General features: G+C 73.4%; 11 protein-coding genes. 6 read left to right on the forward strand and 5 right to left on the reverse strand.

What is annotated here, in order from left to right:
• Both AB5970_RS12995 and acs read left to right on the forward strand, forming a co-directional pair.
• Positions 1-538 (forward strand): hypothetical protein (locus AB5970_RS12995; protein WP_370504368.1); only part of this gene is annotated, 538 nt, incomplete at its 5' end.
• A 95-nt stretch (positions 539-633) separates the two neighbouring features.
• Positions 634-2634: an acetate--CoA ligase gene (acs, locus tag AB5970_RS13000; RefSeq protein ID WP_370504369.1), complete on the forward strand. Its 2001-nt coding sequence runs from the start codon at positions 634-636 to the stop codon at positions 2632-2634.
• 60 nt (positions 2635-2694) lie between these two features.
• On the opposite strand, the gene AB5970_RS13005 is transcribed toward acs, so the two are convergent.
• Both AB5970_RS13005 and AB5970_RS13010 read right to left on the reverse strand, forming a co-directional pair.
• Positions 2695-3510 carry a hypothetical protein gene (locus tag AB5970_RS13005; RefSeq protein ID WP_370504370.1) on the reverse strand — a complete coding sequence of 272 codons (816 nt, stop codon included), beginning with the start codon at positions 3508-3510 and terminating at the stop codon, positions 2695-2697.
• Positions 3507-5195, reverse strand: a complete 1689-nt coding sequence (locus AB5970_RS13010; RefSeq protein WP_370504371.1) for a bifunctional lysylphosphatidylglycerol flippase/synthetase MprF — start codon at positions 5193-5195, stop codon at positions 3507-3509. The genes AB5970_RS13005 and AB5970_RS13010 overlap by 4 nt, the downstream gene beginning before the upstream one ends.
• A gap of 83 nt (positions 5196-5278) precedes the next feature.
• Between AB5970_RS13010 and AB5970_RS13015 the strand changes: the two genes are divergently transcribed.
• Positions 5279-6415: an alpha/beta hydrolase gene (locus AB5970_RS13015; RefSeq protein WP_370504372.1), complete on the forward strand. Its 1137-nt coding sequence runs from the start codon at positions 5279-5281 to the stop codon at positions 6413-6415.
• Positions 6416-6461: 46 nt separating this feature from the next.
• Here AB5970_RS13015 and AB5970_RS13020 read toward each other — a convergent pair whose 3' ends face one another.
• Complete coding sequence (locus AB5970_RS13020) at positions 6462-7688, reverse strand: NAD(P)-binding domain-containing protein (RefSeq protein WP_370504373.1); 1227 nt, start codon at positions 7686-7688, stop codon at positions 6462-6464.
• A 105-nt stretch (positions 7689-7793) separates the two neighbouring features.
• Here AB5970_RS13020 and mshD point away from each other — a divergent pair, with 105 nt between their 5' ends.
• Genes mshD through AB5970_RS13035 form a run of 3 tightly spaced genes read left to right on the forward strand, consistent with a single transcriptional unit; the run spans position 7794 to position 11982 of the window.
• Positions 7794-8765 (forward strand): mycothiol synthase, encoded by a 972-nt coding sequence (gene mshD, locus AB5970_RS13025; RefSeq protein ID WP_370504374.1) that lies wholly within the window; start codon positions 7794-7796, stop codon positions 8763-8765.
• Positions 8762-11008 (forward strand): RNA degradosome polyphosphate kinase, encoded by a 2247-nt coding sequence (locus AB5970_RS13030; RefSeq protein ID WP_370504375.1) that lies wholly within the window; start codon positions 8762-8764, stop codon positions 11006-11008. The genes mshD and AB5970_RS13030 overlap by 4 nt, the downstream gene beginning before the upstream one ends.
• Positions 11005-11982 (forward strand): NUDIX hydrolase, encoded by a 978-nt coding sequence (locus AB5970_RS13035; RefSeq protein WP_370504376.1) that lies wholly within the window; start codon positions 11005-11007, stop codon positions 11980-11982. The genes AB5970_RS13030 and AB5970_RS13035 overlap by 4 nt, the downstream gene beginning before the upstream one ends.
• An 8-nt stretch (positions 11983-11990) precedes the next feature.
• Here the strand turns inward: AB5970_RS13035 and AB5970_RS13040 are convergent, their stop codons facing one another.
• Positions 11991-12992, reverse strand: coding sequence for an inorganic phosphate transporter (locus tag AB5970_RS13040; protein ID WP_370504377.1), 1002 nt, complete (start codon positions 12990-12992; stop codon positions 11991-11993).
• A 4-nt stretch (positions 12993-12996) separates the two neighbouring features.
• The gene (locus AB5970_RS13045) at positions 12997-13617 is read right to left on the reverse strand and encodes a DUF47 domain-containing protein (protein WP_370504378.1); all 621 of its coding nucleotides are present in this window, start codon (positions 13615-13617) and stop codon (positions 12997-12999) included.
• Positions 13618-13702 lie beyond the last annotated feature (85 nt).

The raw sequence follows: 13702 nt of genomic DNA on the forward strand, positions 1-13702 counted from the left end.
GCCGATCACACCGGCCGAGCCGGCCGCCGACGACGACCGCCTGTTCCCCGACCCGAACGCGCCGCGCACCACGTCGGTGGGCTCGCACATCCTCGGCATCCTCGTCGGCCTGATCCTGGGACCGGTCGGCGCCGGCGTGCTCCTGCTGGGCGAGTCGCGGATCCTGGCGGCCCAGGTGGACGGCTGGGACGCGTCGACCGAGGTGCTCGGCATCGTGCTGGTCTCGCTCGGCCTGCTGCTGCTCGGTTGCGTGCTGCTGCTCGCCCTGTGGACGCCGGCCGTGCCGATCACCGCGGGGGCCGCGCTGTCGCTCGCCGGGCTGGTCTACCTGTACGCCCCGTCGATCGCGCGCGAGCAGACGCTCAACATCCTCACGTCGTCGGGCTGGCGGCTCACGGTCACGCAGGTGACCGTCGCGGGCACGTCGGGCATGGTGCTGGCGGTCGGCTTCCTGCTGCTGCTCGCCGGACTCGTGGCCGCGTCGGCCCGTCGGCGCGGCGTCCACCTCGGGGAGTTCCGCGAGCGTCACCGCGCCTGAACGCAGGAGCGTGGGGGTGCCGGTCTGCGGCTAGAGTGCGGAACCGGGCCCCCGGGCTCCACCTGCACCGACGTCGCTGCACAGGAGGTCGTCAGTTGACCGACACCACGCCCGAGCCTCACGAGCCGGGCCTCGAGAACCTGCTCACGGAGGACCGGCGCTTCCCGCCGAGCCCCGAGTTCGCCGCCCAGGCGAACGCCCAGCACGACCTGTACGCGTGGGCCAACGCCGACCGCCCGAGCTTCTGGGCGGACCAGGCGCGCGAGCTGCTCAGCTGGGAGAAGCCGTTCGACGAGGTCCTCGACTGGTCGAAGGCCCCGTTCGCCCGCTGGTTCGCCGACGGCACGCTCAACGCGGCGTACAACGCGGTGGACCGGCACGTCGAGGCGGGCAACGGCGACCGGGTCGCGCTGCACTTCGAGGGCGAGGGCGGCGACACGCGCACGGTCACGTACGCGGACCTGCAGCGCGAGGTGTCCCAGGCGGCGAACGCCTTCACGGCGCTCGGAGTCGGCACCGGCGACCGAGTCGCCATCTACCTGCCCCTGATCCCCGAGGCCGTCGTCACCATGCTCGCGTGCGCGCGGATCGGCGCCCCGCACTCGGTCGTCTTCGGCGGCTTCTCGGCCGAGGCGCTGAGCAGCCGGATCAACGACGCCCAGGCCAAGCTCGTGGTCACCGCCGACGGCGGCTACCGCCGCGGGGCGCCCAGCGCGCTCAAGCCGGCGGTCGACGAGGCGCTCGCCAAGGGCACGCCGTCGGTCGAGCACGTGCTCGTCGTGAAGCGCACGGGACAGGACGTGGCCTGGAACGCCGACGTCGACGTCTGGTGGTCCGACGCGGTCGACACCGCGAGCGACCAGCACGAGCCGGTCGCGGTCGAGGCCGAGCACCCGCTGTTCATCCTGTACACCTCGGGCACCACCGGGAAGCCCAAGGGCATCTTCCACACCACGGGCGGCTACCTCACGCAGGCGGCGTACACCCACCGCAACGTCTTCGACCTCAAGCCCGAGACCGACGTGTACTGGTGCACGGCCGACATCGGCTGGATCACGGGCCACACGTACGTCGTCTACGGGCCGCTGATCAACGGCGCCACGCAGGTGATCTACGAGGGCACCCCGGACACGCCGCACCGCGGTCGCTGGTGGGAGATCATCCAGAAGTACAAGGTCTCCATCCTGTACACGGCCCCCACCGCGATCCGTACGTGCATGAAGTGGGGCGAGGAGATCCCGGCCCAGTTCGACCTGTCGAGCCTGCGGGTGCTCGGGTCGGTGGGCGAGCCCATCAACCCCGAGGCGTGGATGTGGTACCGCCGCGTGATCGGCGGGGACAGCGCGCCCATCGTCGACACGTGGTGGCAGACCGAGACGGGCGCGATCATGATCAGCCCGCTGCCGGGCGTGACCGAGACCAAGCCGGGGTCGGCGCAGGTGCCGCTGCCGGGCATCGGGGCGGACGTCGTCGACGACGAGGCGCACTCCGTGCCCAACGGCGCCGGCGGCTACCTGGTGCTCACCGAGCCGTGGCCGTCCATGCTGCGCGGCATCTGGGGCGACCCCGACCGCTACGTCGACACGTACTGGTCCCGGTTCCAGGGCCTGTACTTCGCGGGCGACGGCGCCAAGAAGGACGACGACGGCGACATCTGGCTGCTCGGCCGCGTCGACGACGTGATGAACGTGTCGGGTCACCGCCTGTCCACCACCGAGATCGAGTCGGCGCTGGTGTCCCACCCGTGGGTCGCCGAGGCGGCGGTCGTGGGGGCCGCCGACGAGACCACCGGGCAGGCCGTCGTCGCCTTCGTCATCCTGCGGGGCGACGCCGGCGGCGGCGACCAGGACGCCGACGCGGTGCAGACCGAGCTGCGCAACCACGTGGCCAAGGAGATCGGGCCGATCGCGAAGCCCCGGCAGATCCTCGTGGTCGCGGAGCTGCCCAAGACGCGGTCCGGCAAGATCATGCGCCGCCTGCTGCGGGACGTCGCCGAGAACCGTCAGGTGGGCGACGCCACGACGCTGGCGGACTCGTCGGTCATGGACCTGATCGCTCGGGGGCTGTCCGCCCCGGGCGCGAAGCAGGAGGACTGAGCCGGAGCGGAGCCCGACATCAGGACCTGAGGACTGAGCCGGAGCGCGGCACCCGCCCTCTCACGTCCGCGGACTGACCGCCTCCGCCGCGGCGTTCGCCGGGCTCGTCGCGAGAGCGATGCACCCGGCGAGCGCCGCGGCGATGCCGACGACGGCGGCGACGTCCCAGCCGTGGCGCACGACGTCGCCCAGCACGACCATGCCGACGATCCCGGGCACGACGACCTCGAGCACCGAGACCGTCGCGGCGGCGGCCCCCACGGGCCCGCGCTCGAGCGCCCGCAGGTAGGCGAGCGCGGCCACGACACCCGTCACGACGATGACGAGCACGAGGGGCTGCAGGACGGTGTCGACCAGGCCGCCGGAGGCGTGCGCGGCGCGGGCGGCGATCGCGGCGGCCGAGTACCCGAGCCCGGCGATCGTCGCCAGGAGCAGCGGGGGCCCGTGCCGGTAGGCCGCCGCGAAGGCCCCCGCGAGCACGACTGAGACCACCAGCATTGTCGGCACGAAGCCGTCCGGCGGGGTTACCGCGGGCTGGTCGCCGCCCGCCAGGGACAGGACGACCAGCGCGGCCACCACGACCACGACGGCGACCCGGTCGACCGGCCGCATCCGGGTGCCCAGCACGACCCGCGCCAGGACCACGACCACCACCAGCGACGACGCGATGATCGCCTGCACGACGAACAGCGGCAGCCGGTGCAGCGCGACGAGCGAGAGCAGCCACGCCAGCACGTCGACGGCGAACGCGGCGATGACCAGCGGCTGCCGGACCACGGCGAGCCCGGCGGTCCGGCGCGTCGCCACGGCCTGCATGATCGTGCTGACGCCGTAGGCGATCGAGGCGACGACCGCCGCCAGGACCGCGAGCGTCACGGCGCTGCGCCGATGGTGCCCAGGAACCGTCCGATCACGGGGATCTCGGTCACGCCCTCGGCCCCCGCCAGCACCAGGGCCTGCGTGGCGACGAACTCGACCGAGTCGAGCACCACGTACCGCGGCACCCAGCCGGGGTCGAACTTCTCGTTGAAGGTGCTGAGCGTGCCCATCTGGGTGCCCTGCGAGAGTCGCTGCAGGATCGGTCGGGCCAGCGCGTCCATCCGGGAGCCGCTCTCGGGGTCGCCCTCGAGCACCTCGCGCATCATCGCGAAGTTGAGCCCGAGCCCCCGCTCGCCGCGGCTCGCGAGGTGGGCGATCGTCGCGACGATCGTGGCGTCGATGAGCCCGTTCGGCAGGCCCTCGGTGTCGGTCCGCCGGCGCATCACGTCGAGCGACCAGCCGCCGATGTCGGTCGCGGGGACCCACTGGCAGAACGCGTCGACGCGGCCGGCGGGGTCGCGCGTGACGGAGAGCAGGAGGCCCGTGTCGGCGGGCTCGAACAGCCGGGAGAGCGTCATCGAGAAGCCCCGCTCGACGTCCCCCTGCCGGGACTCCTCGCTCATCGCCTGGATCTGCGCCCGCAGCTGCGGGTCGATCGTCGCCGGGTCGTGGAACGTCGTGACGTACCCGGCCCGGGTGATCCGGTTGACGGCCTGCCGCAGCGACTTGTGCGAGCGCCCCTCGAGCGTGAAGGTCGGGCAGTCGACGATCGCCTCGTCGCCCAGGTAGACCGTGCGCAGGCCGCTGGACTCGTACTCGGGCAGCCAGTCGGCGGCGGCCCCGATGACGGCGACCGACCAGCCGTAGTCGTCGGCGTAGTCGAGGAACTCGGCCCAGGCCAGGATCTTCTCCTCGGGCGGGCCGATCGGGTCGGGCGACACCAGGCAGACGCCGCCGCGGACCGAGTGCGCGACGACGGACGACCCGCTGAAGAACCAGTCCTTGTCGTCGCGCAGCGCGAAGTAGTCGAGCGTGCCCCCGCCGTGCGCCTGCACCACGAGCCGCGCGCGCTCGCGCTCCTCCCGGTGGTCCGCAGGGCTCAGCGGGTGCGGGCGGCGCGGCGAGAGCAGGGACCACAGCAGCGCCGCCAGCGACCCGACGGCCAGCAGGTAGGTCACCGGCGCCAGGATCCGGCCGAGGTGGTCGATCTCGCTGTCGGAGGGCTCCGCGACCACCACCCAGACGACGAGGGCGACGAGCAGGGCGACGGCGAGCACCACGGCCACGACCGCCCCGAGGATCGCCTGCCGGACCGCGTGCCGCGTCGGGAGCACCGGGAACGCCTTGCCGCGCGTCGCCAGCCAGCCGGCGCTGACCGCCACGAGCACCGCGGAGACGATGTCGGGCCCCTTCACCAGGTGCAGCACCGCGGACAGCACGAGGGCCACGATCGTGGCGATCCACGCGAGCCGGTGCCCGCGCCGCAGCCCGCGGGCCGTGAGCAGCAGCACCACCGAGACCAGGACGAGGGTGGGTCGGGCCGTGTGCTCGACCAGGCCGGGCACCAGGTCGCGCACGAAGCCCATCCGCTTCCAGAGCGGGTGCACCACCGCCGACAGCAGCCCGAGGAACGCCAGGACGAGCACGACGCGCGAGGCGATCGCGCGGACCCGGGCGCGGCGTCGTTGTTCCTCGATCGCGGCCCGTGCCGAGTGGATCGACAGGGCGGGGGCTGCCGTCATGCGCCCAGTGTGCCGGTCCGGCCGGTCCCGGCGGGAGGGTGCAGGCTGGTCCCCGAGCTGTGCGGAGCGCGAGGAGGGCACCGATGGTCCGAGCGGACGACCCGCCCGGCAGCCACCTGCCCGCCTCCGTCCTGCGGGAGCTGGGCGGCGGCGGGGACTGGATCAGCTCGTGGTGGACGGTGCTCGCGCTGGTGGTGCTCGCGGGCCTGGGGGTGCTGTGGGCGGTCCGGCGCCGGGCCGGGCACCGGGCCGCGTGGCCCCAGTGGACCGCCGCGGCCCTCGCCGTGGCGCTGACCGCGGGGTTCGTCGCCAACATCGTCGTGGGTTACGTGCCGAACGTTGCCGGCGCGCGCGTGACCCTCTCCAGCTGGGGGATCGGCCCGGCACCGGCGGCGCTGCGGCACGGGACCGCGTCGGCGCACACCGGGGACGCGCACGCCGGCCGCGTCGAGTCCGCGCACGTGCCGGCGCCCGGTGCCGACCGCATGCCGCAGGACAGCCTGACCTGGGTCTACACGCCGCCGGGGTACCAGAGCGGGACGACCCGGTACCCCGTGGTCTACCTCGTCCACGGCACGCCGGGCGCGAGCGGCGACTGGTTCGCGGCGGGCGACGTCCCGCACGTCATGGACGTCCTGCTCGCCCACCACCTGGTGCAGCCCATGATCGTCGTCGGCGTGGACGTCAACGGCACGGGCCGCGGCGCCGCGGACACCGAGTGCCTCGACTCCACCACGGGCGGCTCCCAGGTGCAGACCTACCTGTCGGACACCGTGATCCCCTGGGTCGACCGGGAGTTCCGGACCGAGGCGGACTGGCAGCACCGGACGATCGGCGGCTTCTCGTCGGGCGGGTTCTGCGCCCTCGACCAGGGCTTGCGGCACCCGGACCTGTACGGCACGATCCTCGCGATCGAGCCCTACGGGAATCCCGGCGCGGGCGGGCGGGTCATGCTCGCCACCCAGGCCGAGTGGGACGAGCACGACGTCGTCCGCTACGCCCCGACGGTTCCGCTCCCCCACGACGTCGCCCTGTTCGTCGACATCGGCGGCCTCGACCACGGCGACCCCCGGCGCCACGGGACGGCCATCGCCGAGGACCTCGCAGCGCGCGGGCAGGACGTGCTGCAGCGCGAGGAGCCCGGGCAGCGGCACACGTGGAACATGGCCCGGGCGGCGATCCCCTACGGGCTGGTGTTCGCGTCCTCGCACATGGGGTGAGCCCGGGGCGGCCGGGCTGTGGGCGCTCGAGAGGGCGGCCTGTGGGTCAGGCCTCCCAGAGCCCCCGGAGGTTGCGGGCTGCCTCGCGGCCGGCCCGGTTGGCACCGACGGTGGAGGCGCTCGGGCCGTAACCCACCAGCTGGACCCGGGGGTCGGCGACCACCTGGGTGCCGTCCATGACGATGCCGCCGCCGGGCGCGCGCAGGCCGAGCGGAGCGAGATGGTCGAGGGAGGCCCGGAACCCGGTGCACCACAGCAGCGTGCGCGCCTCGACGCGGGCCGGTCCGCCCACCCAGCCGTCGCCGGGGGCGTCGGGGGCGTCCCACTCGACGGCGTCGGGCGTGATCCGGTCGAACACGGGCCGTGCGCGCAGCACGCCGGCGGTGATGCCGGCCCGGTACGCGGGGGTCAGCGGCAACCCGGTGACGCTCACGATGCTCTGCGGGGGCAAGCCGGCGCGGGTGCGCTCGTCGACCCGCGCCACCGCGTCGCGGCCGACCTCCGGGGTGAACGCCTCGTCGCGCCACTGGGGCGGTCGGCGGGTGACCCAGGTCGTCGTCGTCACGCGGGCGAGCAGGAGGGTGAGCTGCACGGCCGACGTGCCGCCGCCGATCACCACGACGTGGCCGTCGGCGAGGTCCTCGGGGAGCCGGAAGTCGTGCGAGTGCAGCTGGCGGCCGCGGAACCCGCCGCGCCCGGGGTAGGCGGGCCAGAACGGCTTCTGCCAGGTCCCCGACGCGTTGATCAGGCCCCGCGCGCGCCAGACGACGGCCTCGTCGGGCCGCTCGACGCTGCGGGACCGCACGAGGAGGCGGTCCCCGGCGGGCTCGGGCTCGACGCGCTCGACCCGGACGGGCCGCTGCACGTGCAGGTCGAAGGCCTCCTCGTACTGCGCGAAGTAGTACGGCACCGCGAACGCGGCCGGCTCGTCGAGGTCGGGCACGAGCAGCGGCATGCCGGGCAGGTCGTGCACGCCGTGCGCGTCGGCCATGGTCAGGCCCGGCCACCGGTGCTGCCACGCGCCGCCCGCCTGCGGGGCGTCGTCGAGCACGACGAACGTCGCGCCCGCGCGCTCCCAGCCGGCCTCACCGACCGCGACGAGGCCCGCGCGACGCAGGTGGTAGGCCGCGGACAGGCCGGCCTGGCCGGCGCCGACGACCACGACGGTCACGTCCACCGGCTCCTGGTCGGCAGCGGACCTGCGCGCCCGCCGGGACCGGCGCGTGTCCGGGGTCCCGTCGGTCGCGATCGGGGAGCTCGGGGAGGGGTCCATGGCCCGACCAACGTACCCGCTCGGCCCGCCAGGGCTCCCGGCGACCGCGACGCTCACCCGACGGGGAGCCCCGCACCGGAGCCGCCGCGTGGTGGGATGGGGCCCATGGTCGACGAGGTGTCCACGCGGGTCGTCGTGAGCGGGACGGCGGGGCCGCTCACCGCGGATACCGCCGCCTCGGTCCGTGCCCTGGCCGAGCGGGCCGCGGCCGCCGACGGGGTGGCGCCGCTGTCCGAGCAGCCGTTGCTGTGGCTGACCGAGCCGGAGGCGCCGGTGATCCACCTGCGCGCCGAGGGACCGGACGGCCTGGTCGGGTACGCGCAGCTCGACGTCGGCTCCCAGTCCTCGGTCCGGGCGGAGCTGGTGGTCGACCCCGCGCACCGCCGGGCGGGAGTCGGCCGGGCCCTGCTGGCCCGCGCGCACGCCGAGGCCGCCTCGGTGCGGGACCGGACGCTGCGGGTCTGGGCGCACGGCGACCTTCCGCCGGCCCGGGCGTTCGCCGAGGACGCGGGGATGCCGGTGGTGCGCGAGCTGCTGCAGATGCGGCTCGACCTCACCGCCCGACCGGTCGTGGCGCCGGTGCTGCCACCGGGCGTGACCGTGCGCGCCTTCGTCCCGGGTCACGACGAGGACGCGTGGCGCCGTGTGAACTCGCGCGCGTTCGCCCACCACCCCGAGCAGGGCCGCATGACGTCGGCGGACCTGCGCGCCCGGGAGGCGGAGCCGTGGTTCGACCCGGCGGGCTTCCTGCTGGCCGAGCGGGACGGGATCCTGCTGGGCTCGGTGTGGACCAAGGTGCACCCGGCGGGCGAGCACGGCGACCATCCGGTCGGCGAGATCTACGTGGTCGGCGTCGACCCGGACGCGCAGGGCCTCGGGCTGGGTCGCGCGCTCACGGCGCTGGGGCTCGACCACCTGGCGGCGCGCGGCCTGGCGACGGCGATCCTCTACACGGGGGCCGAGAACACGGTCGCCGTGCACACCTACGAGCGGGCGGGATTCGTGCGGTCCGCGGTCGACGTCATGTTCGGTTCAGATACCAAGAGTTCACCTGCGGGTGTCACGATGGGCGCATGACGGACGCCACTGCCATCGACCCGTCCCTGGCGGCTCACATCGCCGAGCACGTGCACCCGGCCCCGGTCCTCGAGCTCGACGAGGCGGTGATCGAGGCCGAGCCCCTGCCCGACGACCGGTTCCTCGACCGGGAGCTCTCGTGGCTCGCGTTCAACCAGCGCGTGCTCGAGCTGGCGGAGGACCAGGACATCCCCTTGCTGGAGCGGGTGCGCTTCCTGGCGATCTTCGCGTCCAACCTCGACGAGTTCTTCATGGTGCGCGTGGCCGGCCTCAAGCGCCGCATCGCCACGGGGATCGCCGTGACGGCCGCGTCGGGCCAGTCCCCGCGCCAGGTGCTCGAGTCGATCAGCGAGGAGGCGCACCGGCTGATGGCCCGGCACGCCGCCGTGTTCTCCGAGCAGGTGCAGCCCGCGCTGGCGAACGAGGGGATCACGCTGGTCCGCTGGGACGAGCTGGGCGAGAGCGAGCAGGACCGCCTGCGCAAGTTCTTCCGCCGGCAGATCTTCCCGGTGCTCACGCCGCTCGCGGTGGACCCGGCGCACCCCTTCCCGTACATCTCGGGGCTCTCGCTCAACCTCGCGGTCGTGGTCACCAACCCCGCCACGGGCAAGGAGCACTTCGCGCGCGTGAAGGTGCCGCCGCTGCTCCCCCGGTTCATCGCCGTCGACGCCTCGGGCCGCCCGAGCGCCCCGGACGTGCAGGCCGCGTCGCCCGAGAAGGGGCCGATGTCGTTCGTCCCGGTCGAGGACGTCATCTCCGAGCACCTCGAGCAGCTGTTCCCCGGCATGGTCGTCCAGGAGCACCACACGTTCCGGGTCACCCGCAACGAGGACGTGGAGGTCGAGGAGGACGACGCCGAGAACCTCCTCAAGGCCATGGAGAAGGAGCTGCTGCGCCGCCGCTTCGGCCCGCCGGTGCGGCTCGAGATCGCGGACAGCATCAGCCCGCGCATCCGGCACCTGCTCATCCGCGAGCTGGGCATGGCGGAGGACGAGGTCTACCAGCTGCCCGCTCCGCTGGACCAGACGGGCCTCAACCTCATCGCGGACCTCGACCGCGCGGCGCTGCAGTTCCCGCGCTTCGTGCCGTCGACGCCCCGCCAGCTGGCCGAGGTCGAGAGCGCGACGCCGGCGGACATGTTCGCCAAGATCCGCGAGCGCGACATCCTGCTGCACCACCCGTACGACTCGTTCTCCACGTCGGTGCAGACGTTCCTGCAGCAGGCCGCGGCCGACCCGCAGGTGCTCGCCATCAAGCAGACGCTCTACCGGACGTCGGGCGACTCCCCCATCGTCGACGCCCTGATCGACGCCGCCGAGGCGGGCAAGCAGGTGCTGGCGCTGGTCGAGATCAAGGCGCGGTTCGACGAGCAGAACAACATCTCGTGGGCACGCAAGCTCGAGCAGGCCGGCGTGCACGTGGTCTACGGGATCGTCGGGCTCAAGACGCACTGCAAGCTGTCGCTGATCGTGCGCCAGGAGGCCGACGGGCTGCGCCGCTACTGCCACATCGGCACGGGCAACTACAACCCGAAGACGGCCCGGCTCTACACGGACCTCGGGCTGCTCACCAGCGACCCGGAGGTCGGCCAGGACCTCACCCGCCTGTTCAACCAGCTGTCCGGGTACGCGCCGAAGTCGCGGTTCCACCGCTTGCTCGTCGCCCCCCGCTCGGTGCGGGCCGGCCTGATCGAGCGCATCGACCGGGAGGCGGCCGCCGCACGCGCCGGCCACCCCGCGTGGATCAAGATCAAGGTCAACTCGATGGTCGACGAGGCGACGATCGACGCGCTCTACCGCGCGTCGCGGGCGGGCGTGCCGGTGGACCTGGTGGTCCGCGGCATCTGCGCGCTGCGCCCGGGGGTGCCGGGCCTGTCCGAGACCATCCGGGTCCGCTCGATCCTCGGCCGGTTCCTCGAGCACTCGCGCATCTTCGCTTTCGCGGCGTCGACCCTGCCCGAGGAGGCGACGTTCGAGGGGCCGGAGGTCTACATCGGCTCGGCGGACCTCATGCACCGCAACCTCGACCGCCGCGTGGAGGCCCTGGTCCGCGTGTCGGACCCGGACCAGGTGGGCGAGCTCGTCGAGCTGCTGGACGACTCGATGGACGTCGGCACGTCGTCGTGGCGCCTCGAGCAGGACGGCACCTGGGAGCGGCACCACGTCGGCCCCGACGGACCGCTGGCGGACCTGCAGGCCGTGCTGATCAACCGGCAGCGTCGCCGGCCGGGCACCGGACGGTGAGCCCGATCCAGGCACCGGCCCTCGTCGAGGCGGCCGGGGCCCTCGTGTGGCGCGTCCGGCTCGGGCGGCTGCAGGTGGCGCTGGTCCACCGGCCCCGCTACGACGACTGGTCTTGGCCCAAGGGCAAGGTCGACCCCGGTGAGACCCTCCTGTCCGCGGCGACGCGCGAGGTGGCCGAGGAGACCGGGCACGACGTGGTCCTCGGCATCCCGCTGCCCGGGCTGGAGTACCCGCTGTCCGACGGCCGCCGCAAGCGCGTGCACTACTGGGCCGCGCAGGTGGCCGGCCGACCCGACGCCGCGGCCCTGCGCGCCCGGCCGCCGGTGCCCCCGGCGTCGACCAAGGAGATCGACCAGCTCCGGTGGTTCGACGTGGCGACGGCGGCCAAGCGGCTGACGCGCGACGACGACCGGGAACCGCTGGCCACGCTGGTCGAGGCCTACGACAAGGGCCGCCTGGACACGCGCGCGCTCGTCGTAGCCCGCCACGGCACGGCACGTCGGCGCGCGGACTGGAAGGGCACCGAGCTGGACCGGCCCCTCACGCCCGAGGGCGCGCGGCAGGCGCGGGCGCTGGTCTCCGTGCTGTCGACGTTCGGCGTGGGCCGCGTGGTCACCAGCGCGTGGGCGCGCTGCGTCTCGACGATCGCGCCGTACGCCGAGGCCGCCCAGGTCATGCCCGAGGTGTCGCAGATCCTCACGGAGGCGCAGCACTCGACGTCGCCCGCGCGCGTGGCCGCCGAGGTGCTGGGGCTGCTGCAGTCGGCCGGCGACGTCGTCCTGTGCACGCACCGCCCGGTGCTGCCCACGGTCGTCGACGTGCTGGCCCAGCACGCCACCCGCCCGGTCGCCGACGCGCTCCCCGCCGCCGACCCGTTCCTGCACCCGGCCCAGGTGCTGGTCGCGCACGTGGCCCAGACGCCGAAGGGGCCGCGCGTGGTGGCCACGGAGACCCACCGGCCGCACGAGCTCTGACCGAGGCGTCAGCCGAGGATCGGGTTGAGCACCCAGTAGACGCAGGCGGCCGTGAGCGCGGACGCGGGGATGGTCAGCACCCACGCCGTGCCGATGTTCTTGGCGACGCCCCAGCGGACCGCGGACAGCCGCTTGGTGGCGCCGACGCCCATGATCGCGGACGTGATGGTGTGCGTGGTCGAGATGGGCGCGTGCAGCCAGTAGGCGCTGGTGTAGAGCACGGAGGCGGCGACCGACTCGGCGACGAAGCCGCGCGCGGGGTCGAGCTCGATGATCTTGCGGCCGAGCGTGCGCATGATGCGCCACCCGCCCGAGTAGGTGCCCAGCGAGATCGCGAGCGCGGACGAGAGCTTGACCCACAGCGGGATCGTGGTGCCGGTGGCGTACCCGCCGGCGACGAGGGCCAGGACGATGACGCCCATGGTCTTCTGCGCGTCCTGGAGGCCGTGCCCGAGGGCCATGGCCGCCGCCGACGCCGTCTGCGCGAGCCGGAACCGCCGCATGGTGCGGGCGGGCGCGGAGTTCCGCACGAGCCACAGCACGCCCACCATCAGCAGGAACGCCAGCAGGAACCCGACGAACGGCGAGAGCACCATCGGGATGACGACCTTGTCCAGGATCGCGTCCCAGTGCACGGTCACGCCCGACGCGATGCCGACCCCGGTGAGCCCGCCGATGAGGGCGTGGGTCGACGACGACGGCAGGCCGAGCCGCCACGTGATGAGGTTCCAGGTGATCGCACCGATCAGCCCGGACAGCACGATGACCAGCGCCTCCTGGGAGCTGACGTCGCCGATGCTGATGATGTCCTCGGCGATCGTGGTGGCCACCTGCGTGCCCAGCAGCGCGCCGAGCAGGTTGAACACGGCCGCCATGATGAGCGCGGCGCGGGGCGTGAGCGCCCGGGTCGACACGGACGTCGCGATCGCGTTGGCCGCGTCGTGGAACCCGTTGGTGTAGTCGAAACCGAGCGCGAACGCGACGACGATGATGACGAGCGCGAGCTCCACCTGCTCAGGACTCCTTGAGCGCGATGGTCTCGACGGTGTTCGCCACCTTCTCGAACGCGTCCGCGGCGTCCTCGAGCTTCTCGACGATCTCCTTGACCTTCATCAGCTGGATGGGGTCGGTGACCTCGTCGAACAGCTGCGCGAGCAGCTTGCGGTGGATCTTGTCGGCCTGGTTCTCCAGGCGGTTGACCTCGACCCAGTACTCGGACAGGGAGTCCATCGAGCGCAGCCGCGGCATGGCCTCGGCGGTGAGCTCGGCGGCGCGCTGCAGCACCTGGACCTGGTCGGACACGCGCGCGGGCAGCGCGTCGACCTTGTACAGGACGATGAGGTCCGCGGCCTCCTCCATGAAGTCCATGCAGTCGTCGAGGCTCGAGGCCAGCATGTAGATGTCGTCCCGGTCGAACGGGGTGACGAACGTCTGGTTGAGCCGACGCATGATCGAGTGGGTCGCGTCGTCGGCCTCGTGCTCGGCGTCGGCGATCCTCTTGCCGATCTCCTTGCGGGTGGAGCGGTCGGCCCCGAGCATCTCGCCCAGCAGGTTCGCGCCGGTGACGAGGTGGACCGCCTGAGCGGCGAAGAGGTCGAAGAACGTGGTGTCGCGCGGGGTGAGGCGCAGGCGCACGGCAGGCTCCGGAGGGCAGGGCGGGAGGTGGGAGAGACCAGGGTGGGAGGACGGGAATCAGGCTAGGTCACGGTCGGGGTAATCC

The sequence above is a fragment of the Cellulomonas sp. ICMP 17802 genome, from assembly GCF_041295535.1.
GTDB lineage: Bacteria > Actinomycetota > Actinomycetes > Actinomycetales > Cellulomonadaceae > Cellulomonas.

Coding starts and splice junctions, on each gene's coding strand:
- AB5970_RS13010 (WP_370504371.1), bottom strand. CDS start 5,195: ATGACGGCAGCCCCCGCCCTGTCGATCCACTCGGCACGGGCCGCGATC.
- AB5970_RS13015 (WP_370504372.1), top strand. CDS start 5,279: ATGGTCCGAGCGGACGACCCGCCCGGCAGCCACCTGCCCGCCTCCGTC.
- AB5970_RS13020 (WP_370504373.1), bottom strand. CDS start 7,688: ATGGACCCCTCCCCGAGCTCCCCGATCGCGACCGACGGGACCCCGGAC.
- AB5970_RS13030 (WP_370504375.1), top strand. CDS start 8,762: ATGACGGACGCCACTGCCATCGACCCGTCCCTGGCGGCTCACATCGCC.
- mshD (WP_370504374.1), top strand. CDS start 7,794: ATGGTCGACGAGGTGTCCACGCGGGTCGTCGTGAGCGGGACGGCGGGG.